Genomic DNA, 24,898 nt, shown 5'->3' with positions numbered 1-24,898 from the left:
CAAATTTCGCAGCGGGCAGTTATAGTTAGCCTGTGACCATTCGTTTTATCGCAGGGAAACTATGATTCGCTTATTCTCGCTCGCGCTGATGCTTGCTGCCGTAACGCCCGGTGCGCTGGCTGTTACGTACCCGCTGCCGCCTGAAGGCAGTCGTCTTGTCGGCAACCCCGTTACGGTTGTGGTCCCCGAGGGAAATACCCTGCCTCTGGAGTACTTTGCCGCGCAGCACGGCCTGGGGCTGAGCAACATGCTGGAAGCGAACCCGGGCGTGGATCCTTTTTTACCAAAAGCCGGAACGACTTTAACTATTCCCCAGCAGCTGATTTTACCCGATACCGTCCGCGAGGGGATTGTCGTGAACGTGGCGGAAATGCGTCTCTACTATTACCCGCCGGGCAGCAATACGGTGGAAGTGTTGCCCATCGGCATCGGTCAGGCCGGGCGCGAGACTCCGCGTAACTGGGTGACGGCGGTTGAGCGCAAGCAGGAGGGACCAACCTGGTCTCCGACGCCGAACACGCGCCGTGCCTATGCGGCAGAGGGTAAAACGCTCCCGGCCTTCGTGCCCGCCGGGCCGGATAACCCGATGGGGCTGTATGCGATTTATATCGGCAGGCTGTACGCCATTCACGGCACAAACTCGAATTTCGGCATCGGGCTGCGGGTGAGCCAGGGCTGTATTCGTCTGCGTAACAACGACATTAAATACCTTTTCGATAACGTTCCCGTAGGCACCCGCGTGCAGCTTATCGATCGGCCCGTAAAGATGACCACGGAGCCGGACGGCAGCCGGTGGGTAGAGGTTCACGAGCCATTATCACGTAACCGCGCGGAATTTGAGTCAACCCGGAAAGTGCCTCTGCCCATTTCAGCCGCGCAGCGAACGCAGCTGATAAACGAGGGCGCGGGCGCCGAACTGGAACGGCGGTCGGGGATGCCGGTTAAGATTGGTATGTGAAGCAATTGTGCGGGCTGGTGCCCTCACCCCATCCCTCTCCCACGGGAGAGGGTTCACACACTAAAAACGGCAACCCGGTTGCCGTTTTGCATTTACCTTGCACAGAAAAGCAAAAAGCCCGCTCGTAAGCAGGCTTTTCAAATTTGGCTCCTCTGACTGGACTCGAACCAGTGACATACGGATTAACAGTCCGCCGTTCTACCGACTGAACTACAGAGGAATCGTGTGAACGGGGCGCATATTATCGACCTGCGTTCGGCTTGTCAAAGGGTGGATTAACGCCTTTTGATCGTTTGCTGACAAAATCGGCAAAGTGATGTTTTTGACAGCGGAATGCACCGCTTTGGTGCGGAAATACCCCTAATGGGGCAGATCATAAACTGCTGTTTCAGTAATAAAACCACACCCCATGATTAGGTTTCCTTATTTTCAGGCGCTTAGCGACCAATTCAGACTGTATGGTAAAAGTGGCATTCATATTGCAAAACCTGTTCAACAACGACAGCCGGTTCCGGCAAAGCATTTCGAACAGGGGGCAAAATGAACTTAAGACGACTGAAATACTTCGTTAAAATCGTCGATATCGGCAGCCTGACTCAAGCGGCAGAAGTGCTGCACATCGCGCAGCCCGCGCTGAGCCAGCAGGTGGCTACTCTGGAAGGCGAGATGGATCAGCAGTTGCTGATCCGAACCAAACGCGGCGTCACGCCAACGGAAGCAGGCAAGATCCTTTATACCCATGCGCGCACCATCCTTCGCCAGTGTGAACAGGCGCAGCTGGCAGTGAATAACGTGGGCCAGACCCTGAGCGGACACGTGTCTATTGGCCTGGCGCCGGGAACGGCCGCGTCCTCTATTACCATGCCGCTGCTGCAGGCCGTCCGCGCTGAGCTGCCTGAGGTGCTGGTGTACCTGCACGAAAACAGCGGTTCCGTCCTGAATGACAAGCTGCTGAACGGCCAGCTGGACATGGCGGTGCTTTACGATCGCTCTCCGGTCGCCGGGATCACCAGCCAGCCGTTGCTGAAGGAAGATCTCTACCTTGTGGGCACCCGCGAATGTCCGGGCCAGAGCGTAGACCTCACCGCCGTGGCAGAGATGAACCTCTATCTGCCGCGCGACTACAGCGCCGTGCGCGTGCGCGTGGACGAAGCGTTTTCCCTGCGCCGCCTGACGGCCAAAATCATCGGTGAAATTGACTCGATCTCCACGCTGACCGCGGCCATTGCCAGCGGAATGGGCGTCACCGTACTGCCCGAATCCGCCGCGCGTTCGCTGTGCAGCGCGGCGAACGGCTGGATGGCGCGCATCACCACGCCGTCAATGAGCCTCCCGCTGTCGCTGAACATGTCCGCGCGCGGTTCTCTGTCGCCGCAGGCGCAGGCGGTAAAAGAGATTTTGATGTCGCTGGTCAGCAAGCCGTCGCTTGAAAACCGTGAACTCCAGCTCGTGAGCTGATATTCCATAAAAGCATAAGATGCTGGTTTTTATTATTTGTTCTGCAGCGCAGCTGACTCTAACAATAGAGCTATGTCAGATGTGCCGGAGTGAATCGTGAATTTCCAGCAGCTTAAAATTATCCGTGAGGCGGCCAGGCGGGACTACAACCTGACCGAGGTCGCCAATATGCTTTATACCTCCCAGTCCGGCGTCAGCCGCCATATCCGTGAGCTGGAGGAGGAACTGGGCATAGAGATCTTTATCCGCCGCGGCAAGCGGCTGCTCGGCATGACTGAGCCGGGCAAAGCGTTATTGACCATTGCTGAGCGTATCCTTAACGAGGCCAGCAACGTGCGTCGTCTGGCGGATCTCTTCACCAATGACGCCTCGGGCGTACTCACCATCGCCACCACCCACACCCAGGCGCGCTACAGCCTGCCGCCGGTGATTAAAGCCTTCCGCGAACTTTTCCCCGACGTCCGTCTGGAGCTCATCCAGGGCACGCCGCAGGAAATTGAAGTGCTGCTGCAAAACGGCGGGGCGGATATCGGCATTGCCAGCGAACGCCTGAGCAACGACCCGCTGCTGGTGGCCTTCCCCTGGTTCCGCTGGTACCACAGCTTATTGCTTCCGGTCGATCATCCGCTGAATCAGGTCTCTCCCCTGACGCTGGAAGACGTTGCGAAATGGCCGCTGATCACATACCGCCAGGGGATCACCGGACGTTCGCGCATAGACGAGGCTTTCAACCGTAAAGGACTAACGCCGGACGTGGTGCTGAGTGCGCAGGATTCTGATGTCATCAAAACCTACGTCGAGCTGGGTTTGGGCATTGGCCTGGTGGCGGAACAGTCCAGCGGCGAACGCGAAGACGGGAACCTGGTGCGTTTGGATACGCGTCACCTGTTTGATGCCAATACCGTATGGCTAGGTCTGAAGCGCGGGCAGCTGCAGCGCAACTATGTGTGGCGTTTTATTGAGCTCTGCAACGCCGGGCTGTCGGTGGATGAGATCAAACGCCAGGTGATGGAGCCGGAAGAAGTGGCGATTGATTATCAGATTTAGCTGCTGGCTTGCCCGGTAGCGCTGCGCTGACCGAATCAGGGGGCAGGGATGTCGTCACTTATTGTAAGTGGTGGGGACATGTTGCTGCATCAATTCAACGATCCATTCAATAAAAACGCGCAGCCTCGCGTTGACATGGCGGTTCGGCGGAAATGCCAGATACAGGGGCATTGGAGCAATACGCCATTGTTCAAATAGCGGAATCAAGTCACCACGAGCCTGATGTGCTGCCGCCATATAGACTGGCAGCGCAATCACGCCTAATCCCGCTAGCCCAGCTTCGAGGTAGGCATTGCCATCATCTACTGCCAGCACATAGCTGGCCTTGATTTCAATACGTTCACTCTCGCGGTGCAGTACCAGAGGGTCAATCTTACCGGTGCGTGAGGACAAGAATCCCACGATGCGATGGTCCGTGTTTTCCAGCTCTCGCGGATGCGCAGGGGCACCGAGGCGTTCCACATAACCCGGTGCGACGTAAACACCGATTGGCAAATCGCCGACATGGCGCGCGATCAGGGACTGGTCGCTGATTTCACCGCCCCGCAGGACGCAATCCACGTTGTCGCCGATCAGATCCACCACTCGGTCGCTCACGCCCATATCGAACTGGATATCAGGATAGCGCGCGTGAAAAGCCGGTAGCGCGGGCACCAACACGAAGCGGGCGAGAGGCGTGGGCACATCCACCCGTAGCCGTCCCCGGGGCGTCATCGCCGAACTGGAGAGGCTGTTTTCAGCATCCTCCATGTCCGCCAGCAGGCGGATGACGCGCTCGTAGTAGACCGCGCCATCAGGCGTGACGCCGAGCCTGCGGGTGGTGCGATGGAGCAGCTTGACGCGCAGGCGCGCTTCCAGTTGCTGAATCAGCTGAGTCACCGTGGTTTTGCTCATATGGAGCGTTTGGGCAGCCTTTGTGAAGCTGCCTGCCTCCACCACGCGAGCAAAGGCGCGCATCGCATCAAAACGGTCCATCCATCATCCTCTCACTTCACCGATTGTTTGGATATTACAAACAATGATGGACAAAGTCGCCTGTTTATCCCTCCGCTTTAGCACCTTAGAGTGTCTCTATGTTCACCGGGCAGATTTCGCCCCATTACAAAGGTACTAACATGACAACACGCGAAGCCGTTTTTCCCTTTGGACGCCAGGCGCTCTATGAGCGCAATCGGTATTCACCCGCCATCAAATCTAACGGCTTCCTGTTTGTTTCGGGACAGGTGGGTAGCCGGGAGGATGGTTCGCCTGAAGAGGATCTAAAAGCGCAGATCCGGCTGGCATTCGATAACCTTAATGCTGTTCTCACGGCTGCGGGCTGCACGTTCGATGAGGTGGTTGACGTTACCCTTTTTGTTGTCGATCCCGAGTCAAACCTCGACGCAATCTGGAGTATCCTGCCAGAATATTGGGGGGAAGCGCCTTACCCTACCTTGACCGGGATCGGCGTGACGTGGCTGTACGGATTCCAGTTTGAGATTAAGGTGATTGCCAGGCTACCCTGAGCGTTACGGATCTTTCCGACGGTCAAAAGACAAGACAGAGGAAAATTTATGAAGGCAGCGGTTTATGACGTAGAAGGCGCTCCCGGCGTCCTGCAGTATGTCGACGTCCCGGATCCGGTCGCCGGGCCTGACGACGTCCTGATTTCTGTCGAGGCTATCTCGATTGAAGGGGGCGATCTGATCAATCGCCGCTCAACTCCGCCGCCTCTTCCTTCATGGATCGTCGGGTACGCGGCCGCGGGGACAGTTGTTGCCGTCGGATCGAAAGTCCGTAACCGCAGGGTTGGGGACAGAGTGACGGCTTTTAGCATGCAGGGATCGCATGCGGAACGTTGGGCTGTGCCCTCAGAACGCACCTGGCTTATACCGGACGGGGTGGATGCAGCAGAAGCGGCGGCGGTACCGATCTCCTTTGGAACCGCGCATCATTGCCTTTTCACACGAGGCATGCTTCGGAACGGAGAAACCGTTCTGATTCAGGCAGCAGCGGGTGGCGTGGGGCTCGCGGCCGTTCAGCTTGCCTCACATGCTGGCGCGACGGTCATCGCCGTGGCAAGCGGAACGCAGCGAAGCAGCCGGTTGCTTGAACTGGGTGCCGCTCACGTCGTGGATCGGGCAAAGAGTGACGTCGTGGACAGTGTCCGGCAGGTCACCCACGGCACCGGTGTTGACCTCGTCATCGACCCGGTGGGGACGACGTTGCCTGCCTCGCTCTCTGCACTCGCGCCGGATGGACGCCTCGTCTTCGTCGGTAATGCGGGCGGTGGCAGCCTGACAGCCGACCTGTGGCCGGCGATGCAGTCTAACCAGACGCTCATGGGGGTATTCATGGGGCCACTTTTTGAAAGGCCTGAGGTCCGGGCAAGCGTGGACGAGATGTTGCAGGCTATAGCAGCAGGGCGCATCCGGGTTGTTATTGATCGCATTTTCTCCCTGGCTGACGCCGCCGCGGCCCATGAATACGCCGAGACAGCGAAACCGCTTGGCCGCATCGTTATGAAGCCGTGAGGGGGGAACCCCAAACTGACCTCATAATTCTCCCGATGCGGAAGCCGCCTCGCATTTCGTTTATCCGATCCGCCATAATCCTTTGAACCGCAAAAACGGTTTTCTAATATCACCCTTCCTGGTTACGCACTTCGTTCCCACCTGCACTGTTCTTCGATGGATAACGACTTTCTGCCCACTTCATTACGAAAAGGAAATCACCATGAATCTGATGAATAATTGTGCATATCCCTCCATGAATGTTATATTAAAATATAATATTCGGAGGTGCTCTATGTATACAACTCGTCTTAAAAAGGTCGGCGGATCCATCATGCTGACGGTTCCTCCCGCCGTGCTGAAAACGCTGGGGCTGTCGACAGACAGCGAAGTCGGCATGACCATTAATAATGGCTGCCTGATTATCGAACCTCAGAAACGGCCTCATTATTCACTTGAGGAGCTGCTGGCGCAGTGCGATCCGCACGCTGAAATGAGCGAAGAGGATCGGGAATGGATGGATGCGCCTGCGGTGGGCAAGGAGATCCTGTAAATGGAGAGAGGGGAAATTTGGCTTGTTTCACTGGATCCAATTGCTGGCCACGAGCAAAGTGGAAAACGTCCGGTACTCATCGTATCGAAGGCATCGTTTAACAAGCTGACCCGGCTACCGGTAGTGGTTCCCGTCACCAGCGGCGGAAACTTTGCACGTACAGCAGGTTTCACCGTTTCACTGGAAGGGGCGGGGACAAAAACAATGGGCGTTATTCGCTGTGACCAGCCCAGAACCATTGATATGGCTGCCCGGAACGGCATGCGGCTGGAACGCATACCTGACGCCGTTGTAAATGAAGTGCTTGCCAGGCTGGATGCGATTCTGAGTTAACTTCAGAGACGCAGAAAAGCAAAAAGCCTGCTTCAAAAGCAGGCTTTTCAAATTTGGCTCCTCTGACTGGACTCGAACCAGTGACATACGGATTAACAGTCCGCCGTTCTACCGACTGAACTACAGAGGAATCGTGTGAACGGGGCGAATATTATCGACCTGCGTTCACCTTGTCAAAGGGGGAAATTAAACTTTTCGTTCGTTTGCCGACAATTTCAGCAAATCGCTGATTTTATGGCAAATTTGCGTTCAAATTGCACAATAAAAAGCGCCGCCCGCAGGCGGCGCGCAGGATCAGAACAGTACGGAGTAGTTCAGGCCAAACGTACGACCGCGGCCTTTATAGGTATACAGGCCCGGTGCACCGTAGGTTGGGCTATACAGCCCCGGCGCGCGCTGGCCCCAGGCGGTGGTGTAGTCTTTGTCCAGCAGGTTTTCCACGCTGAAGCTGACCTTACCCACCGGCAGGGCGTAGCTGCCCAGGAAGTCGACCGTGTTATAGCCATCAATCTTCTTGCCGTCGGCGTCAGACACGTCAAAGGTCTGCGTGCTCTGCACGCGCAGGGTCCAGTCGCCCGGCGCCCAGTTCACCCATGCGCTGGCTTTCGACGGGCTGGCGCTGTCGACCGTCAGCTTCTCCCATTTCCCGTTTTCGCGGGTTTCAGACTTGATGGCGTTAAAGTTCGCGCCGGTGCTCCAGTCGCTGTCGGTGAAGAAATAGTCCACCTGGCCTTCAACCCCGTAGATACGACGCTTGTCGTCTTCGAGGTTGATGGTCATATCCGTCTTGTTGATGGTAATGGTTTTATCCGAGAGCGAGTAATACGCCGCGACCTGCGTGCGCAGGTTGTCGCCGGTGTAGCGCCAGCCCAGCTCGTAGGCGTTGACCTTAATGCCGTCCAGCGTTGAGTCGTTGACGTTTACGCTGTTCAGCAGGCGATAGTGGCCGTTGCTGAGCTGGTAAGTGCCGGAGCCGTAGTACTTCGCCAGGTCAGGGATTTCAAAGCCCTGAGAGAAGTTAAACCACAGCTGCTGCTGTTCGGTCAGACGACCAAGGATCCCGGCGTTGAACAGGAAGTTGTTGTAATCGGTTTTCCCGCCCGGTACCGCGTCGGCGGAGGTGGCTTTTCCGGTGGCGATGGCCTGCTGCTGGGTGTAGCCAACAAAGTCATCCACCTTGTTTTCGGTGTACTGATAACGCACGCCGCCGCTCAGGGTGATGGCGTCAATGTCGTAGCTCGCCTGCAGGAACGGGGCGAGGTTGGTGATGCTGTAGCCCGGGTAGCGGCCCACGTTGTAGGCGTTGTCCAGCTCCATGCCGCCACTCGCTGCGGCTTTGCTCAGGTTAAAGAACTGCTGGTTGGCATCGAAGGTTTCGTGGTCGGCATCCACACCCCAGGTCAGCGTCAGATCGTCCACCGGCTTGCTGTTCAGCGTCAGCTTGCCGCCGTAAAAATCGGTTTTCTGCTGCGACGCGCCGATGCTGGTTACCACGCCTTTGGTCAGGGTCGGGAACGGGTAATAGGTCAGGCTCTCGTCACGATAGTAAATCTGCGCGACCAGGTCCTGGCCCCAGAAGTCGGTATTGGAGTACTGCAGGTTAATCAGATGGCGCTCGGTTCCCGGCACGCGGTCAGAGTCGAGATTATCCTTGTTGTACGCGGTGGCATCGCCCGTTACCGCCGAGAAGTTCTTCCCGAGGTACAGCCCGTGCTTGCCGTCGGACTCGCTCTTGTAGTACTGCGTCGTCAGCTGCAACTGCTGGTGATCGTCAATGTTGATGGTGCCCGTGCCCATCACATCAATACGGTCGGAATACTGGAGGCCGGTCTGGGTGTTATCGATAATCACCTCGTCGCCGTTGCCGTCATACCAGCCGCCGTAGCGCTGATAAGAGACCGACAGACGGCCGGACGCGTTGTCATTGCCGCCGCTTACGGCTGCCGATACGTTCTCATCGTGGTCGTTGCGGCTGTTAAAGCCGGTTTTTGCCCCGGTCTGGAACTCAACTTCGGTCTCCGGCTGGCCCTTTTTGGTGACGATGTTCACCAGGCCGCCGGTGCTGCCGCCGCCGTACAGTGACGTGGCGCCTGAGATGACTTCGATGCGGTCAATGTTGAACGGGTCGATAGAGTCCAGCTGGCGGCTGTCGCTGCGGGACGAGTTCAGGCGCACGCCATCCACCATCACCATCATGGAGCGGCCGCGCAGGTTCATGCCGTAGTTGGTACGCCCCTGGCTGCTGACGTCCATGCCCGGGATCAGCTGCGCCAACACCTCTTTAATCTCTTTTCCGCCCTGAACCTGCTGCTCGATCTCAGACCGCTCAATGACCCAGGTGGTCTGCGCCATCTCGGCAACGCTGCGGTGCGCGCGGCTGGCAGAGACCACGATATTTTCTTCCTTTTGTTCTTCCGCCCACGCAGAGGTAGAAAGCATTGCAAGCAAGCAAGGATTTAAAACCCAAAGATGAGAACGTTTCATTGTTATGTTGATCCTGAATGTGTGTGTCAGTACTCAGTGGTTTTTGCTAACGATTTAAAAACCTGGCTGCTCTCCGGGCTGGTGGTGCTCCGCCAGTGGATAACGCCGGGGGTGGTGGCCAGCTCAAACGGCTCGTCGGCGTGCGCGCGATTAAGAATTCGCGCCGCGCGCCAGGCCATCAGGCTGAGCTGGGGTTCGGCAATGCCGAGACGATGCATCCCGGCATTCACGGCAAACAGGCGATTGCTCTGCGGACCGTCCCATTCGAGGGTGAAATCATTGTTAATGCAGAAAGCTTCGTCCGCATCCAGATGCAGCCGGTGAGACAACGGCGCGAGGAACGCGGGCTGCACGGCGCGGTAGCCGGTGGCGAAAATCACCACGTCGCTCTCCAACTGCTCGTGACCGCCGTCGAGGTGATGCTGAATGCTCAGGCGATGTCCGGTTTCCTGGCGCGTCAGGGCCGTCACCGAGCGGGACGGCATCAGGTGCGCCCAGGGTTTTTCGCGCAGAACTTCAAAGCGGTGGTACATGGCGCGGTAAATCGCCAGCAGTGACTCGGTGGTGATGCCGTCGGAGGTCATCTTCTGCTCGTGCAGCATCTGACGACGGGCCTCTTCGCCGAGCGTGGAGAAGCTGTCCACATACTCCGGCGTGAAATACTCGTTGGCAAAGGCGGCTTCATCCAGCGCGTTGTAGTTATTGCGGCGCGATACCCAGTTCAGGCTCAGCGGCTGGCCCCACTCTCCACGGAAGATATTCAGGAACAGGTCGGCCCCGCTCTGGCCGCCGCCGACGACGGTAACGCGCTTACCCGCGAGCTCCGGCGTGCGCAGCATCATCTCGCTGGCGTGGAAGCAGGTATCGTCCTGCACCGTGACGCAGTCAGGCAGGTTAATCTGTTTGCCAATCCCCACGCAGACGTGGCGCGCGAGGAAGCGGTCGCGCTGGGTCACGACCTCAAACAGACCGCGTTGCTCATCAAAGCTCACCTGCTGAACCTGCTGGCTGAAGGCGAGGTTGGTGAGGTTATCCGCCGCCCAGCACAGGTAGTCCGCAAACTCTTCGCGGGAAACCGTGCGCTGCTCGGTGGTCAGGAAGCGGTAGAACTTTTTGCGCTGCACCAGGTAGTTCAGGAAGCTGTGACGGTTGGTCGGCTCCACGGCGCTGACCAGATCCTTCAGGAAGCTGGTCTGCATGTGGCAGTCCGGGACCATCATGCCCGGGTGCCACGAGAAGTGCGGTTTGCGCTCAAGAAACAGCGAGCTAAAGCCATCCAGCCCTTCTGCGAGGGCGGCGACGCTGAGGTTAAACGGGCCAATACCAATGCCGATGAAATCATAGGTTTTCATTGCGCGGACTCCCGGGAGGCCAGAAAAAGAGGGTTATCAAGATCGGTGACGTAGTTCGGCAGCATGCGGCTGCCGCCGTCGTGTTCGGAGAAGGTCAGTTTGACCGGGTTGAGGATCACGCGAATAATCTGCGGCTTAAACAGGTCGAATTTCGTGAAGCGCTCCGCAAGCTCCGGGTGCGCGGCCATATAGCGGTGCAGCACCCCGGCGAGGATCTGATAGAAACGGTTTTCGCTTACGCCGCATTGCAGGGTGAGGCGTGAAATAAAGCGCAGCACCGTCACAAAGTTGCCGGTCTGCAGGTCGTGGATGATGTAATCCGCGCTCAGGCGCGCCGTCACCGCTTTTACCTGCTCCGGCAGGCTCTGTGCCTGCGGGAAATCCTCGTCCACCAGGCGCATATCGCCCTGGAAATCCTTCAGCAGGATGCGCTGCACAACGTAGTCCTTCATCACCAGCGTCACGTTCTGGCCGTGGGCGATCAGCGCCACGCCGTAACGGCAAAGCAGGTGGTAGAACGGGATCACCGTCGCTTCGAACAGTTTTTCCAGCCACGCTTCAGCGGTTAACCCCGAGCGCTTGATCCACGCGTCGATTAGCGGACGCCCTGCGTTATCGGTTTCCATCAGCGCCGCCATCAGCACCGCCTGTTCGCCCTCCTGAAGATAACAGGACGGGTTCTCCCGCCAGATTACCCCCAGCATCTCCTGATAGCGGTAGGGTGCTTTCGGCAGGGCCGCATAGCCAGGATGCGACAGATATCCGGCGGCGGGTTCGCCAAGCACCTGCGCGCCAGAGCGGGCAAGCGTGGCGTCGGCGGCGAACTGCTGCTGCAGCCAGCGCGAGGCCAGCGGCCCGGCGGCAATGTACTTGCCCGGAATGCCGCGATAGCAGGAGGTGTTGTAGATAGTCAGCGGCAGCTTGATGTCATACGGCGCGCGACGGCTGGCGTTGGTGAGCGTGCGCAGGGACTGCTGCGCCAGATACTCATCGCCAAATTCGCCCAGCTCAACCATCTCACCGCGCGCCAGCTGCGCCAGGAAATGAATGGCAATTTTTTGCTGCCACTGCCACGGGTGCAACGGCACGGGCAGCCAGCTGTCGTTCAGATCCAGCGCCTGCCAGCGGGCGTCAAACCGGGCGCGCTCGGCATCGTCCATGGTGCTGGCCAGCAGAGTGTGGATGTCGCAATCGGCGTCACTGCTCCAGACCAGATGCTCGCGCTGGACGGCGACCCAGTGCAGGCGGAAGCGCCCGCGGTATTCCGGCGCATACTGACGCAGCGCGTCCAGACCCCAGCCGCGGCGTCCTTTGTTGAAAATAAACTTCGGGTGGCCGCTCATCAGACACTGTAATTCGTCCGGGTCGAGGTGGATCAGGGCGTCCGCATCCAGCGCTTCACGCGCCTGCAGCAGCTGCATGTCCCCGCGCAGGGTGGCGTAGAGATCTTCCATGTGCTCTGCCGTTTGCGCGTCGCTCATCTCCAGCACCGTCGCCAGCTGCAGCAGCGCGCGTTCCGCTTCCACGGCGGCGCCGCTGGCGGTGGTCAGCGTGTCCGGGTCGATATGCAGCCAGCCCCAGATCCCGCGCGTGGCGCGAAACTGCCAGGACTCGTTGCCCATGGCGATGCGCCAGCCGTCCGCCGACACCGGCTCAGCGCGCAGGGTGCGTTCGTATTCCAGCTCGGCGAGGATCTTCGCCACCATCTCGCGGTTCACTTTCTGCCAGAGCGCGTTCACAGTTCCACCTCGCTGAAGAAGCGGTGACGCTGGCTCATGATGAGGCGCGAGCGCTTGTGCGGGAAGTCGAACTCTTTCATCGTCTCAAAACCGGCGGAGGCCAGATGGCGGAACAGGCGCTGGTTGTCGAAACGCGGCTCGGCCACGATGCGCGTGGTGCGCGGCTCATCGAGATACAGATAGTGGCTCAGGCCGCGCAGCCAGCTGCGGATATACTGCGCGCCGCGCCAGTTCTCTTCGCCCACCAGCATGTGCAGCCCACGGTCAAACGGCTGCCAGCGGTAGTGGCGGCCAATCCGGTCTTCCGCCGCCCAGTAGAGTTCAAAATAGCCGAACGGCTGGTCGTCGAAGCAGCCGATAACCGGGTAGCAGTAGGTCGAGTCAAGCTGACGGCGCAGGTAGTTTTCCTGCTCGGCCTGCGGGCCCGCCATCTCCCAGAAGGCGTTCACGCGCGGGTTATTCATCCATTGCGTGAATCGTTCGCCGTCCAGCGCCACGTCGGCAACGCGGAAGCTGAGGGTGCGCTTAATCTGCGGATCGTAACGGCGATAGACCTCACCCTGCGGGCGGTGAGGGCGCAGCGGGAAGTACAGCTGACGGCTCTCATCAAACTGCATACCGCCGCTTGCCTGCGGACGCTCGCCTTTCAGCCACAGCGGCAGCTGCCAGAAGGTTTCACGCGCCAGATAATCCCCGTGGGCCTGGCGAAACAGTGCCTGCGCCTGGGGCTCATCCTGCCAGGCCGCCCACGGCAGGGTAATGCCGGTCAGGGCGGGCGCGGCAATAAATAGCTGATCGAGGGCGTCCACCAGCCAGCCGTCCGGGATCCCGGTCAGGCGCTCAAGGACCGCGCTGCCGTCGAGACCCATCGTCAGCGGCAGGTTTTGTTCCGTGGCCGTGCAGCGAAAGCCGTAGCCGGAATGGACGATATTCGCGTTCGCCATCACGCCTTCTCCTTGTAAAACGGGTTGCTAAAGTCGAAGTAGATCACCGCCGGGTCGACGATGGTGTTTTCGTTGCGATCGTGCAGGTAGCAGAAGAAGTTGCCTTTGCAGTTCCAGGTTGGGCTGTCGAGCACGTAGTCGAGGCAGCGGGTCTGCTTCGCCGTCGCGCGCAGTTCGGCCAGCGCGTCACGCACGCGGGACATCAGGTGCTCTTCGCTGCCGAAACCGGCGGCGGCGAGAGCGGCGGTGACGGCAAGGGTGGAGTTCAGCAGCAGGTAGTACGGGAAATAGCGCAGCAGCTGGCTCTCACCGAAGCGGTTTTCCACGTCTGTTTCGCCCGCCTCTTTCAGCCACGCGTCGGCCCCTTCGGTCCAGGCGCTGCCCTGACAGTCACGGTAAATAAGTCCGACAGGGAAATCCTGCTGCATCTCCACGAGGATATTTTGCTGGTGCGCCAGCAGCACCAGACCGTAGTCCGCCTCGGCGCTGAACAGCGGAAGCAACACGCGGTCGCAGTAGGCGTCCAGCCAGCAGCGGGCGGCCTGAGCGAGGGGTAAATCCAGACGCTGGCTCAGACGGCGCACCGCCGCGGCCAGCAGGCTGTCGCCGCCGTCCGGCGCGGCCTGGGTCAGGCTCACCAGCACGTTGGTCTGGGTTTCAGGCGTGTCAAACAGCAGGTTAACGCGCAGGGCCATCAGGCTCTCTTCCTGAATAGTGCCGCTTTCATCGCGCAGCCCCGCCCAGCCGTCTTCCTGCATCACGCGCATGGTCGGGTAGCGCGCCTGTAAATCTTGCCAGCGTTGCGTTTTCGCCAGCCGTGCCAGGCGCATGCCGCGCTTAACCTCTTTTACCGACAGCGTGCGCACGGAGTTGGTCAGGCGCACGCTGAGGGAGAACTTAATCATGTCGCTGTTGGTTTCGCTGTACAGCGAGCGCGACGAGCTGGTGGGCAGCCACTGCGCGCCCGCTTCACCCAGGTCCTGCAAGGAACCGTTTGTCGCCAGACGCTGGCACCAGTCCTGCTCCAGCAGATAGTCGGCCTGCCACGGATGCATCGGCAGCAGCCAGCGGGTATCGGTGAAGTGGCCGAGCAGCTCGGGCGCGCTCTGGGCGGCGAAGCGCAGCAGACGCTCGCGCAGGGAGACGTTCAGGCTGTCGCCGGCAACGAGCGTGCTCTCAACGGCAAACCAGCGCAGCGGGAAGCGGGAGCCGAAATCAGGCAGATACCGGCGCGCCTCGGTTTCGTTGAACGGTTCGTGGGATTTTGGCGCAGGATGAAACGCGTGGCCCACCAGCAGCGCCTGTTCCGCTTCGGCAAACGTCAGCGGCCTGTCGCGGAGCGTTCCCCAGCCGTGGCGCAGATCGATCGCCTGCCAGGTGTGCGCGTGGCTTTCGAGCGCGCGCTGTTTAAAACGCGCCAGCGTATCGGCATCCAGCGAGCCTTTTACATAGGACTTTTCAAGAATTAAATCAACCAGTTGAGCGAAAGTGACGGCGTCACCGCTGTCGCTATCGCTCTGGATAAGTATGGCCGGAAAACGGTACTGATGATGCTGGGTTGGGGAGAAATAGCGCACCGGAACCCGAAGGGCCTGGGTGGGAGAAAGCGGAATATGAATGTGCGCCAGTTCATCCGCTGCGGAAGCGGGGAGATAGCGCCAGTCCTTCGTCTCGCGCACCAGGGCGTTTAAAAAACACTGGGCTGCAACGTCTGTACCGGCAGAGCGGGGCAGAGCACGCATAGATGTACCTCATTCCATGACTGATAATAATTCTCGTTATGATATTCATTCTGTTTACAGTGGCAACTATTTTTGCAATATTTGTTTTCATAAACTTCATAATTTCCACACATTTATTGACACTATGTTCACATTCTCATGCGCGCTGATTCTGAAACGTTGACCGAAAACATCACCTCCAAAGCAAACTGGCCCCTGGCGCTATGCGCGGGCTTGCTGGGCATCGGGCAAAACGGTTTGCTGGTCATGCTTCCGCAGCTGGTGACCCTGACCGGACTTTCACTCTCTGTCTGGGCCGGGCTGTTAATGTTCGGCTCTATGCTTTTTTTACCCGCTTCCCCCTGGTGGGGACGCCAGAGCGAGCGCCGCGGTTGTAAGGTCGTGATGGTGGCCTCCCTCAGCGGCTATCTCGCCAGCTTTGGCGTCATGGCGCTGGTGGTCTGGGCGATGGCCGCCGGGTTGCTGGAAAGCCCCTGGGGGCTGGCGGGACTGATCCTCTCGCGTCTGCTTTACGGTTTAACGGTGTCGGGCATGGTGCCTGCCGCACAGACGTGGGCCATTCAGCGTTCGGGCCTGGAGAAACGCATGGCGGCGCTGGCCACCATCAGCTCCGGCCTCAGCTGCGGTCGCCTGCTGGGACCCCCGCTGGCGGCGCTGATGCTCAGCGTTAACCCGGTGGCACCGCTCTGGCTGATGGCGATCGCGCCGTTAATCGCCCTGCTGCTGGTGCTGCGCGAGGTGGCTGATCCGCCGCTGCCGCCGGTGGCTCACCAGGCGGCCCGTCTGCAGATTTCCATGCTGCCGTTCCTGCTGCTGGCGATGCTGCTGGCGGCGCTGGTGAGCCTGATGCAGCTCGGCCTGTCTCCGCACCTCAGCCCCTTGCTGGACGGCAACGCGCGGGATATCAGCCATCATGTCGCGCTCCTGCTGAGCCTGGCCGCGCTGGCAACGCTCGCGGCGCAGTTTCTGGTGGTCCGCCCGCAGCATTTCAGCCCGCTGACCCTGCTTTGCATGGCGGCGGTGCTGATGGTGGCAGGGCTTGCGCTAATGTGCATCGCCGGGCTGGCGCTGTTCTACGTGGGGATTGCTATCACTTCGCTCGGCGCAGCGATGGCCACGCCTGGGTACCAGCTGCTGCTGAACGATCGCCTGACGACGGGGAAAGGGGCGGGCGCTATCGCGACCAGCCACACGTTAGGCTACGGCGTCAGCGCGCTGCTGGTGCCCGTTGTGACGCGCTTTTTTGGCGAACAGTATTTAACGATGGCCGCCTGGGGAATGGCGTTGCTGTTTTTAGCGCTGAGCATCGGGGTACGGTTTATTGAACGTACCCCAGTCGAAAAGCATTAATGCACGTGGCGGGGGCCATCTGTGCCCTCATTTTGCCGCAGGCGCTGGAGCGGATCCTGCTGATAAAACTGGCAGAAACGCTGCCACAGCGCCGGGAAGCGGGGGGCGAAAAGCTCGGGTGCGCTGAAGAAGTACTCTGACAGCACCGCAAAGCACTCGGCAGGGTCGGTTGCCGCGTAGGCATCAATGCTGGCCGCGCTTTCGCCTACCAGGTCTATCTCATCCTGGATGTTATCCATCGCCGCGTGCAGGTCGTGCTCCCACCCCGCGACTTCACGAAGCGGAATAAAAGGCACCCCGCTGGCGCGATCGCCGTTGCGGGTATCGAGCTTATGCGCCACCTCGTGAATAATCAGATTAAAGCCGGAGGCGTCGAACGAGTCCTGAATGTCGAGCCAGTTCAGGATAATTGGCCCTTGCTGCCAGCTTTGCCCGGACTGCACCACCCGCTGGTTGTGCACCAGCCCGATATCATCTTCCCACTCGTCGTCGACAACGAACGGCGCGGGGTAGATCAGTACTTCGTGGAAACCATCCAGCCACTCAATACCGAGCTCCAGCACCGGCAGGCAGAAAAGCAGGGCGATGCGGGCGTTTTTCAGCGGATCCAGTTCGAACCCCTGCAGCGGCACAAGGCGTTTTTGCTGCAAAAAACGATCCGCCATCTGAACCAGCTTCGACTGTTCGTCCGGCTTAAGATTTGCCAGAACAGGGATCGCCAGCGCGTCATCCCACGGCAGCGCCATATCCCGGCCAGCCTCATTCGTTTTCCAGGGCCACTTAATCATCGCTTTGCTCGCAAACTCGTTACTTGAACAAAAATGGGAAAGTCAGGTTCAGTTAAGATGCCAGAAAATTGCGCACAGCTACACTTCCAGCCTGAATAAACTATCATTTCGTACGTAGCGGTGGGTAGCGCTTTGCAGGCATCACCTTCATTTTGTGACCTCTGTCGTAGCCTTAATTCGCAGGCTAAGTGGATTAACCCGTGCGGTATTGAAAAGATGAGCGGTTTCAAAGGTAACAAGCAGGCGCTGTCCAATACAAAGGAAGATGAACGGCAGGCGATTGCTGACCAGGCCGGGCGCATTCAACTCAATCTCAACGATCTCTGACCTATTACAACACCGCGCCGGTTGCGGCAGGTCAATAAGACGCTATTATTTTTGACTTTGTTGCCTCTTCCCTGACAGGACATCCAGACGCTATGCCCGTGAATTTTGACCTTAACGATCTTTATGCCTTCAGGGCGTTAGTGGAATACGGTAACTTCCGTGTCGCCGCTGAATCTATCTGCTTATCCCAGTCGGCGCTGAGCCGCAGGATCGAAAAGCTGGAAGCCGCGCTGGGAACAAAGCTGTTTGACCGAACCACCCGTCGCGTCGCCCTGACGCTATATGGGCAAAACTTTGCTGAACGCTCAGCGCAGCTGCTTGACAACGTGGAGTCAATGCTGGCGGATGTCGATAAGGCCAGTGAAGAGCGGACGGGGCTGATTACGGTCGCCGCGGTACCTTCCGCCGCCTGTTACTTTATGCCTGATGTGATCCGTCGCTTTCAGTCTCGCTTTCCACGCGTTCGCATTAAGCTCATCGACAGCAGCGCGGGGAATGTTATTGACGCCGTGGCCCGAAGCCAGGCGGATTTTGGCATCTGCTTTGCGGGAAACTTACCGTCTGAAATTGAATTTTTCCCGCTGGTGGAGGATGTCTACGTTGCGGCATGCAGAAAGGATCACCCGCTGGCGCAGAAGAGCCACCTGACGTGGGAGGCGTTTTTCCAGCAGGACTATATCTCCCTCGATAAAACGTCGGGTAACCGCAACCTGCTCGATCGGATGCTGGGGGATATCATTCCCGAGCGCCCCAGCGTCTGCGAAACGCGCCACGTCACCACGATGCTCGGCATGGTAGAGGCGGGCATCGGCATTGCCGCCGTTCCCGCCATGTCGATGCCGACGTCGGAGCACACGCCGCTGACGCATCTGCCGCTGGTGGCGCCAGAGGTGAAACGCGCCGTGGGGCTTATCCGGCGCCGTGGGCGCATTCAGTCTTATATTGCGGCTGAACTGGAAAAAGAGATCACCGAGCGGTATCGCCGGACGTAACGGGGATCATCCCCGTCTCACGGATGGCCGCCCCTGAGGGCGGTGAGGCGAGATAGCTCAGTAGCGCTTTCCCCTCCACGGGATGTTCAGCGTGACGGGTGACCGCGCCGGCGAAGCGCGTGATGTACTGCAGATTATCCGGGATTTTACCGATAAAGGTGACGCCCTCAACCGGCAGCAGCTCGCTCACCTGCTGGAAACCCACGGCGTATTTTCCATTCGCCACTTCTGAGGCGACCGGAATACGTTCGACCATTGTTGCTTTAGCCGCCGCCTCCTTTTCAATCCCCAGTTTCCTGAACAGCGTCTGGCTGACATACCTGCCGCTGGCGCTGTCTGAGTAAGCGATGGAACTGGCCTGCAGCAGAGTTTTACGCAGCGTCGCCTCGCTGCTGATATCAGGAATATCCGCACCTTTTTTCACCACCATGCCAACGGGAGAGTCCGCGAGTTCAGTTCGCGAACCTGGCCTGGTCTGGCCGGCTTTTTCGAGCTTCGCCAGCGCATCGCCCACCATAATCACCACGTCGGCCTTCTCGCCGCGCGCGAGCCGGTTTGGGATCGCCTGCGGCGTATTGCCCATTGAGGGGCCAGGGATGACCACAATTTTATCCCCGGTCTGGCGTTCGTACTCCGGCGCCAGCTTTTCCAGGGCGGCTTTGAAACCGCCTGAAATCATCACTTTCACCTCCTGAGCGCAGGCATTCACGCTCAGGAACGTCAGCACCAGCGCGCTGGCGGTATAGCGAGAAGTGCGTGTCATGCGGCCCCCTGCGACTTAACGGTGTTTTGCACTGAAACCGCGCGACGACGGTAGAGGTAGAGGGTGGCCAGCAGGGCACACACCGCGGCGAAGCTCATCCAGTAGCCCGGCGAGGCTTTGTCACCGGTGTATTCAATCAGCGCGGTTGACATCACCGGGGTAAAGCCGCCAAAGACCGCCGTTGCCAGGCTGTAAGCCAGAGAGAACCCTGCCACGCGGACTTCAGCAGGCATAATTTCCGTCAGCGCCGGGATCATCGCCCCGTTATACAGCCCGTAAAGGAAGGAAAGCCACAGCAGCACGCTCAGCATCATCGAGAAGCTGGGCGCGTCAGCCAGCAGCGTCAGGGCCGGATAGCTGGTGGCCAGCGCCAGCAGGGTCATGGCAATCAGCACCGGCTTACGCCCGAAGCGGTCCGACAGCGCGCCGCCCACCGGCAGCCAGATAAAGTTAGAGATCGCCACCAGCAGCGTGACCAGCAGGCTGTCAGAGGCGCTCAGCATCAGCACTTTTTTGCCGAAGGTTGGCGCGTAGACGGTGATCAGGTAGAACGCGGTGGTGGTCATCGCCACCATCAGCATACCCGCGACCACCACCTGCCAGTTGCCAAGCAGCGTTTTAAAGACCTGACGCATCTCCAGATGATGGCGGCGCGCGCTGAACTCTTCCGTCTCCTCCAGCTTGCGGCGCAGGAAAAAGATAAACGGCACGATTAAACAGCCGAACAGGAACGGGATGCGCCAGCCCCATTCACGAATGGCGCTCTCCTCCATCAGGGCATTCAGGGCAAAGCCCATCGCCGCGGCGACCATAATGGCAACCTGCTGGCTACCGGACTGCCAGCTGGTGTAAAAACCTTTGCGGCCCGGCGTGGCGATTTCCGCGAGATAGACCGAAACACCTCCAAGCTCCGCCCCGGCGGAAAAGCCCTGCAGCAGGCGGCCCGTCAGGACAAGCAGCGGTGCCCAAAGCCCGATGCTTTGATAGGACGGGATCAGCACGATCAGGAAGGTGCCTGCCGCCATAATGGAAAGCGTCACGATCAGCCCTTTGCGGCGGCCAACCTTGTCAATATAGGCCCCCAGCACGATGGCTCCGATTGGACGCATCAAAAAGCCCGCGCCGAAGACCGCGAAGGTCATCATCAGCGATGCAAATTCACTGCTCGCCGGGAAGAAGGTGTGGGCGATGTAGGTGGCGTAGAAGCCGAAAAGAAAGAAATCAAATTGCTCAAGAAAGTTGCCCGACGTCACGCGAAGTATCGCGCCCGCCTTAGAGCGTACGGTTGCAGGTGAGGTTGAGGAAAACATGGTTATCTCCAGTTTATTGTTGACGTTTTACGCGTCTGTTTCTGAAAACTGGATCAGGATGGCGAAATAGATAAGCGCAATTAACGCATTGATTGATGCGCGTTACGCATCAATAGTGAGACGATAATGATGAGCACTATAAGCAACAATAACTTAACAAAATATTGGCTTTTTATTCACCAATGTCATCTAAGCCTCTGATATTGCGATTTTGTGATGTGGCGCAGAGAGAGGCTCCTGAGAAAGGGCCGGGCAAGCGCTTCGTTACCCGGCGGGTGCAATTTAGCGCAGCGCCCTGGCAATCGCGCTAAACATCAGAGAGGCCTCCAGCGGCTGGGCGCTAAAGGACGGCTCCGCCTGTGGCCAGGTAGACCACTGAACGATGACCAGGTTTTCTTTCTGGTTCACCACGATCATCTGACCAAAAATGCCCAGCGCCCAGAGCGAACCTTTGAGCGAATCCTTCGCTGCCGGCTCAACGCCCTTGGCGTTGACGGGCACGGCGTTGTTCCACCACTGATAGCCGTACAGGCCTTCTGGATGCGCGTCTGATACCGAGCCTTTCGCCTGAGTCCAGTCTGACGACTCCTTCACCCAGCCGTCAGGCAGGATTTGTTTGCCCGAGGGGAGCATACCGTTGTTCAGGATAAATTCCCCGAAGCGACCCCAGTCCTCCAGCGTGGCGTTAAAGCCGTGCGCGCCGACGTCATGTTGACCTTTACTGTAGGCATGCCATACGCCGTCGCTCGCCATGCCGTACGGCTGCCAGATGCTTTTCTCGAGATACGCCGCGATCGTCATGCCGGTTGCTCGCTCCAGCACGTCACCCAGCAGCCAGGCTCCGCCGGAGGAGTAAGACCAGTTTTCTCCGGCCGGGTGAACCCTGCGTAATCCTTTCACCAGCTTGCGCACGCAGTCGTAGGTACCCGGCTTCGCCTCGCACTCGGTGAGCTGCGCGAAGTCGGAGTTCGGGTTGGTATAATCCTCGTTCCACGCCACCCCGGAGGTGTGGGTAATAAGCTGTTTCAGCGTCACGCCGTCCCACGCGGTGCCTTTCAGATCGGGTTCATATTTCGTGATCCTGTCGTCGAGTGAGTGAATTTTTCCCTCTTTAAGGGCTACGCCCACCAGCGCCGATACCACCGATTTGCCTACCGAGCGCGAGGTCCATAGCGTGGTGTCAGTATTGCCCTGGGCGAGATATTTCCAGGCGATTTTGCCGTCTTTCAGCACCAGCATGCCGCTGACGTTCTGGCGCTTGAGATATTCCTTAAGGCCGTATCGTCTGCCGTTAACCTGATAATGGACGTCCGTTAGCGGCTTTTCCGATACCTGCAGCGGTACGGCGTTTCCGTGGCGGAAAATATCCCCGGCGTAGTTGCGATAATCATTACGAAATCCCACCACGCGATCGGCCTGACTCCAGGTCAGCATTTTATGGGTATCCGGCAACGCGGCGTCGAAGGGGGCAGGGCACACGCTGAGTTCGGTGCCTTCGCAGGCGGCCATTGCCGCAGGGGACAGCAGGCTGCTGAAGACAAGTCCCGCCAGCAGGGCATGATTTACTGTTCTGTTTTTCATATCCGTCTCGTATAGGTTAAGAACGGGTTCAGTTTAAAAAAGCGGGGGCTATAATAAAAAACGCGTAGTGGGGGAAAATCCCCCAAAAAAACAGAGGGAGCGTAGCGTGGCTGGACTGATCTATTCCTTTGCACAGCTTGAGGCATTCACCGCCGTGGCTGAAAACGGGAGCCTGAGTAAAGCGGCAGTGGTGCTGAAGAAAGACCGAACGACGCTTCGCGATCTGGTTGATTTTCTTGAGGATGGGTTAGGCTACGCGCTGTTTATTCGCGACGGGCGTACCCTGCGGCTTACGCCGGAAGGCGAGCAGCTCCAGCGTCAGGCTCATCTGCTGATGCGGCAGGTCAAAGCCTTTGAGGCCTTCGCCAGGGAGGTCCCCCACGGCGCTACGCAGGACCTGACCCTGGTCTACGATCCTTTCACGCCCAGAGTTTTTCTGCGCAGGGTCATCGCTGAAATGGCGGCGCGAAAAATCCGCCTGAGCCTCATCTGCGCCTCGCGTGATGAATCTGAACGGCTGCTGGCGAACGCGCGCGCGGACCTGGCCATCTGCCAGGCGCGCAACCGCAGCGTGGGCGATAACATGGAGTGGCGGGCCCTGGGCGCAATCGATATGGATTTTTACGCCTCCTGTACCCTGTTTACGGGGACGTCATCCCCCCTTTCACTGCTTGACCTCTCCCTGGTTCCGCAGGTCGTTATGCACCCAGACTCGGACGAGCCGGTTGCGCGTCGCCTGCAGATTTCAGGGCATACCCTTTTTACGAACGAGCCGGAGATGCTGCGCGGTCTGCTGGAGCGAGGATGCGGCTGGGGGTTCTTACCAACCCATTTTCATGCCGTGCGGTGGCAAAACGTAAAAAGGCTGCTCACCGAAGTGGGCAGCCAGGGGATTAGTCAGACGATGGTCACCATCTGGAAGCCAGGAAGCGACAAGCGCGCCATCATTGCTGACACGCTGTCGCTTTTGCCGGAGCTATGGAAGCACTCAGCGCTGTGAACAGCCTTTACACTGCTGGTTCTGGATCTGCTGGAAGAAATCGTTGCCTTTGTCATCCACCAGGATAAACGCCGGGAAGTTTTCGACTTCAATTTTCCAGATGGCTTCCATTCCCAGCTCAGGATAGGCCACACACTCAAGGCTCTTAATGCTGTTTTGCGCCAGCACCGCCGCCGGGCCGCCGATGCTGCCCAGGTAGAAGCCGCCGTGCTTATGGCAGGCATCCGTCACCTGCTGGCTGCGGTTGCCTTTCGCCAGCATGATCATGCTTGCTCCGTGGGATTGCAGCAGGTCGACATACGAGTCCATGCGTCCCGCAGTGGTCGGGCCGAGTGAGCCAGAGGCGTAGCCTTCCGGGGTCTTGGCTGGCCCCGCGTAGTAAATCGGATGATCTTTAACGTACTGCGGCAGTTCTTCACCGTTGTCGAGCAGCTCTTTCAGCTTCGCGTGGGCGATATCCCGCGCCACGATGATGGTGCCGTTCAGCGACAGGCGGGTAGAGACCGGGTGCGCAGAGAGCTGCGCCAGGATCTCGTTCATCGGCTTGTTCAGGTTGATGCTGACCACGTCGCCTTCGCCCTGCTGGCGCAGTGATTCTGGAATATACTTGCCCGGGTTGTGCTCCAGCTTCTCAATCCAGATCCCGTCGCGGTTGATCTTCGCTTTGATGTTGCGGTCAGCGGAGCAGGAGACGCCCATGCCGATCGGGCAGGAGGCGCCGTGGCGCGGCAGGCGGATCACGCGGATGTCGTGGGCGAAGTATTTCCCGCCGAACTGCGCGCCGAGGCCGAGGTTCTGCGCTTCCTGGAGCAGTTCCTGTTCCAGCTGAACGTCGCGGAACGCCTGGCCGTGCTCGTTACCTTCGGTTGGCAGCGCGTCGTAGTAGCGGGTCGAGGCCAGTTTAACGGTTTTCAGCGTGGCTTCCGCTGAGGTTCCGCCAATCACAAACGCGATATGGTACGGCGGACAGGCCGCAGTACCCAGGGTGCGCATTTTCTCAACCAGATAGTTTTTCAGCTTCGCCGGGGTGATTAGCGCTTTGGTTTCCTGATAGAGGTAGGTTTTGTTGGCGGAACCGCCGCCTTTTGCCATGCACAGGAATTTGTACTCATCGCCGTCCACGCTGTAGAGATCAATCTGCGCGGGCAGGTTGGTGCCAGTATTCACCTCTTTATACATGTCCAGCGCCGCATTCTGCGAGTAGCGCAGGTTATCTTCGATGTAGGTGTTATACACGCCCTGGCTCAGGGCCGCTTCGTCACCGCCGCCGGTCCAGACGCGCTGGCCTTTTTTACCCATGATGATCGCGGTGCCGGTGTCCTGACAGGTCGGCAGCACGCCTTTTGCGGCAATTTCAGAGTTACGCAGGAACTGCAGGGCAACGTATTTGTCGTTCTGGCTGGCTTCCGGGTCGTTGAGAATGGCGGCAACCTGCTTCTGATGGGAAGGACGCAGCATAAATGCAGCATCGTGGAAGGCCTGCTGCGCCAGCAGGGTCAGGGCTTCCGGCTCCACCTTCAGGACTTCCTGGCCGTCGAACTCGGCTACGGAGACGTGTTCTTTGGTCAGCAGGTAGTATTCGGTGTCGTCATGGGAAAGAGGGAAGGGGTTCTGATAAAAAAACGGTTTATTCGACATAGTATTGCTCCACAAAAATAAAACCGCCGGAGGAGAAGTCCGGCGGT

At 58.8% G+C, this 24,898-nt stretch carries 21 protein-coding genes and 2 tRNA genes; 10 read left to right on the top strand and 13 right to left on the bottom strand.

What is annotated here, in order from left to right:
- Nucleotides 1-61 precede the first annotated feature (61 nt).
- Nucleotides 62-958 carry a L,D-transpeptidase gene (gene ldtA / locus ACR42C_RS14560; protein ID WP_320720803.1) on the top strand — a complete coding sequence of 299 codons (897 nt, stop codon included), beginning with the start codon at nt 62-64 and terminating at the stop codon, nt 956-958.
- Between the two features lie 144 nt (nt 959-1,102).
- On the opposite strand, the gene ACR42C_RS14555 is transcribed toward ldtA, so the two are convergent.
- Nucleotides 1,103-1,178 (bottom strand) — tRNA-Asn (locus ACR42C_RS14555).
- A gap of 320 nt (nt 1,179-1,498) precedes the next feature.
- Between ACR42C_RS14555 and nac the strand changes: the two genes are divergently transcribed.
- Complete coding sequence (gene nac, locus ACR42C_RS14550) at nt 1,499-2,416, top strand: nitrogen assimilation transcriptional regulator NAC (RefSeq protein WP_316379448.1); 918 nt, start codon at nt 1,499-1,501, stop codon at nt 2,414-2,416.
- Between the two features lie 96 nt (nt 2,417-2,512).
- Nucleotides 2,513-3,463, top strand: a complete 951-nt coding sequence (cbl, locus tag ACR42C_RS14545) for an HTH-type transcriptional regulator Cbl (RefSeq protein ID WP_023336219.1) — start codon at nt 2,513-2,515, stop codon at nt 3,461-3,463.
- 54 nt (nt 3,464-3,517) lie between these two features.
- Here cbl and ACR42C_RS14540 read toward each other — a convergent pair whose 3' ends face one another.
- Nucleotides 3,518-4,438, bottom strand: a complete 921-nt coding sequence (locus ACR42C_RS14540) for a LysR family transcriptional regulator (RefSeq protein WP_479984257.1) — start codon at nt 4,436-4,438, stop codon at nt 3,518-3,520.
- A gap of 140 nt (nt 4,439-4,578) precedes the next feature.
- Between ACR42C_RS14540 and ACR42C_RS14535 the strand changes: the two genes are divergently transcribed.
- The 4 genes from ACR42C_RS14535 to ACR42C_RS14520 all read left to right on the top strand — a co-directional run bounded on the left by ACR42C_RS14535 (nt 4,579) and on the right by ACR42C_RS14520 (nt 6,841).
- Entirely contained in the window at nt 4,579-4,968 is a 390-nt protein-coding gene (locus tag ACR42C_RS14535) for a RidA family protein (RefSeq protein ID WP_479984256.1), read from the top strand.
- A 48-nt stretch (nt 4,969-5,016) separates the two neighbouring features.
- Nucleotides 5,017-5,976 carry a quinone oxidoreductase family protein gene (locus tag ACR42C_RS14530; RefSeq protein ID WP_320720807.1) on the top strand — a complete coding sequence of 320 codons (960 nt, stop codon included), beginning with the start codon at nt 5,017-5,019 and terminating at the stop codon, nt 5,974-5,976.
- Between the two features lie 274 nt (nt 5,977-6,250).
- Nucleotides 6,251-6,508, top strand: coding sequence for an AbrB/MazE/SpoVT family DNA-binding domain-containing protein (locus ACR42C_RS14525; RefSeq protein ID WP_320720808.1), 258 nt, complete (start codon nt 6,251-6,253; stop codon nt 6,506-6,508).
- On the top strand, nt 6,509-6,841 hold the full coding sequence (locus tag ACR42C_RS14520; protein ID WP_213327933.1) for a type II toxin-antitoxin system PemK/MazF family toxin: 333 nt from the start codon (nt 6,509-6,511) through the stop codon (nt 6,839-6,841).
- A gap of 54 nt (nt 6,842-6,895) precedes the next feature.
- Here ACR42C_RS14520 and ACR42C_RS14515 read toward each other — a convergent pair.
- The 6 genes from ACR42C_RS14515 to ACR42C_RS14490 form a co-directional block, all read right to left on the bottom strand.
- Nucleotides 6,896-6,971: transfer RNA gene (locus ACR42C_RS14515), tRNA-Asn, on the bottom strand.
- A 164-nt stretch (nt 6,972-7,135) separates the two neighbouring features.
- On the bottom strand, nt 7,136-9,325 hold the full coding sequence (locus ACR42C_RS14510) for a TonB-dependent siderophore receptor (RefSeq protein ID WP_320720809.1): 2,190 nt from the start codon (nt 9,323-9,325) through the stop codon (nt 7,136-7,138).
- Between the two features lie 26 nt (nt 9,326-9,351).
- The gene (locus tag ACR42C_RS14505; protein WP_479984255.1) at nt 9,352-10,677 is read right to left on the bottom strand and encodes a lysine N(6)-hydroxylase/L-ornithine N(5)-oxygenase family protein; all 1,326 of its coding nucleotides are present in this window, start codon (nt 10,675-10,677) and stop codon (nt 9,352-9,354) included.
- Nucleotides 10,674-12,416, bottom strand: a complete 1,743-nt coding sequence (gene iucC, locus ACR42C_RS14500) for an aerobactin synthase IucC (RefSeq protein WP_479984254.1) — start codon at nt 12,414-12,416, stop codon at nt 10,674-10,676. The genes ACR42C_RS14505 and iucC overlap by 4 nt, the downstream gene beginning before the upstream one ends.
- Nucleotides 12,413-13,360 (bottom strand): GNAT family N-acetyltransferase, encoded by a 948-nt coding sequence (locus ACR42C_RS14495; RefSeq protein ID WP_479984253.1) that lies wholly within the window; start codon nt 13,358-13,360, stop codon nt 12,413-12,415. The genes iucC and ACR42C_RS14495 overlap by 4 nt, the downstream gene beginning before the upstream one ends.
- Complete coding sequence (locus ACR42C_RS14490; protein WP_479984252.1) at nt 13,360-15,102, bottom strand: IucA/IucC family protein; 1,743 nt, start codon at nt 15,100-15,102, stop codon at nt 13,360-13,362. Before ACR42C_RS14490 ends, ACR42C_RS14495 begins: the two co-directional genes overlap by 1 nt.
- A gap of 138 nt (nt 15,103-15,240) precedes the next feature.
- On the opposite strand from ACR42C_RS14490, the gene ACR42C_RS14485 reads away from it, so the two are divergent.
- Nucleotides 15,241-16,452, top strand: coding sequence for an MFS transporter (locus tag ACR42C_RS14485; protein WP_479984251.1), 1,212 nt, complete (start codon nt 15,241-15,243; stop codon nt 16,450-16,452).
- Here the strand turns inward: ACR42C_RS14485 and mtfA are convergent.
- Nucleotides 16,449-17,240, bottom strand: a complete 792-nt coding sequence (gene mtfA / locus ACR42C_RS14480; RefSeq protein WP_163329820.1) for a DgsA anti-repressor MtfA — start codon at nt 17,238-17,240, stop codon at nt 16,449-16,451. The two genes, ACR42C_RS14485 and mtfA, sit on opposite strands and share 4 nt — an antisense overlap.
- 419 nt (nt 17,241-17,659) lie before the next feature.
- On the opposite strand from mtfA, the gene psrA reads away from it, so the two are divergent.
- Nucleotides 17,660-18,559: an L-proline-binding transcription factor PsrA gene (gene psrA, locus ACR42C_RS14475; protein ID WP_316379458.1), complete on the top strand. Its 900-nt coding sequence runs from the start codon at nt 17,660-17,662 to the stop codon at nt 18,557-18,559.
- On the opposite strand, the gene ACR42C_RS14470 is transcribed toward psrA, so the two are convergent.
- From ACR42C_RS14470 to ACR42C_RS14460, 3 genes are all read right to left on the bottom strand, one after another.
- Nucleotides 18,534-19,322: a substrate-binding domain-containing protein gene (locus ACR42C_RS14470; RefSeq protein ID WP_479984250.1), complete on the bottom strand. Its 789-nt coding sequence runs from the start codon at nt 19,320-19,322 to the stop codon at nt 18,534-18,536. The genes psrA and ACR42C_RS14470 overlap by 26 nt on opposite strands.
- Nucleotides 19,319-20,632: an MFS transporter gene (gene tcuC, locus ACR42C_RS14465; protein ID WP_116338931.1), complete on the bottom strand. Its 1,314-nt coding sequence runs from the start codon at nt 20,630-20,632 to the stop codon at nt 19,319-19,321. The genes ACR42C_RS14470 and tcuC overlap by 4 nt, the downstream gene beginning before the upstream one ends.
- A gap of 282 nt (nt 20,633-20,914) precedes the next feature.
- Nucleotides 20,915-22,213: a serine hydrolase domain-containing protein gene (locus ACR42C_RS14460; RefSeq protein ID WP_192984804.1), complete on the bottom strand. Its 1,299-nt coding sequence runs from the start codon at nt 22,211-22,213 to the stop codon at nt 20,915-20,917.
- A gap of 106 nt (nt 22,214-22,319) precedes the next feature.
- On the opposite strand from ACR42C_RS14460, the gene ACR42C_RS14455 reads away from it, so the two are divergent.
- Entirely contained in the window at nt 22,320-23,213 is an 894-nt protein-coding gene (locus ACR42C_RS14455) for a LysR family transcriptional regulator (protein ID WP_320720819.1), read from the top strand.
- Here the strand turns inward: ACR42C_RS14455 and fumA are convergent.
- Nucleotides 23,202-24,851, bottom strand: a complete 1,650-nt coding sequence (fumA, locus tag ACR42C_RS14450; RefSeq protein ID WP_320720821.1) for a class I fumarate hydratase FumA — start codon at nt 24,849-24,851, stop codon at nt 23,202-23,204. The two genes, ACR42C_RS14455 and fumA, sit on opposite strands and share 12 nt — an antisense overlap.
- Nucleotides 24,852-24,898: the final 47 nt, after the last annotated feature.

It is taken from the genome of Enterobacter sp. MG-EB028, assembly GCF_056673305.1.
This window is presented reverse-complemented; position numbering and strand designations above follow the sequence as displayed.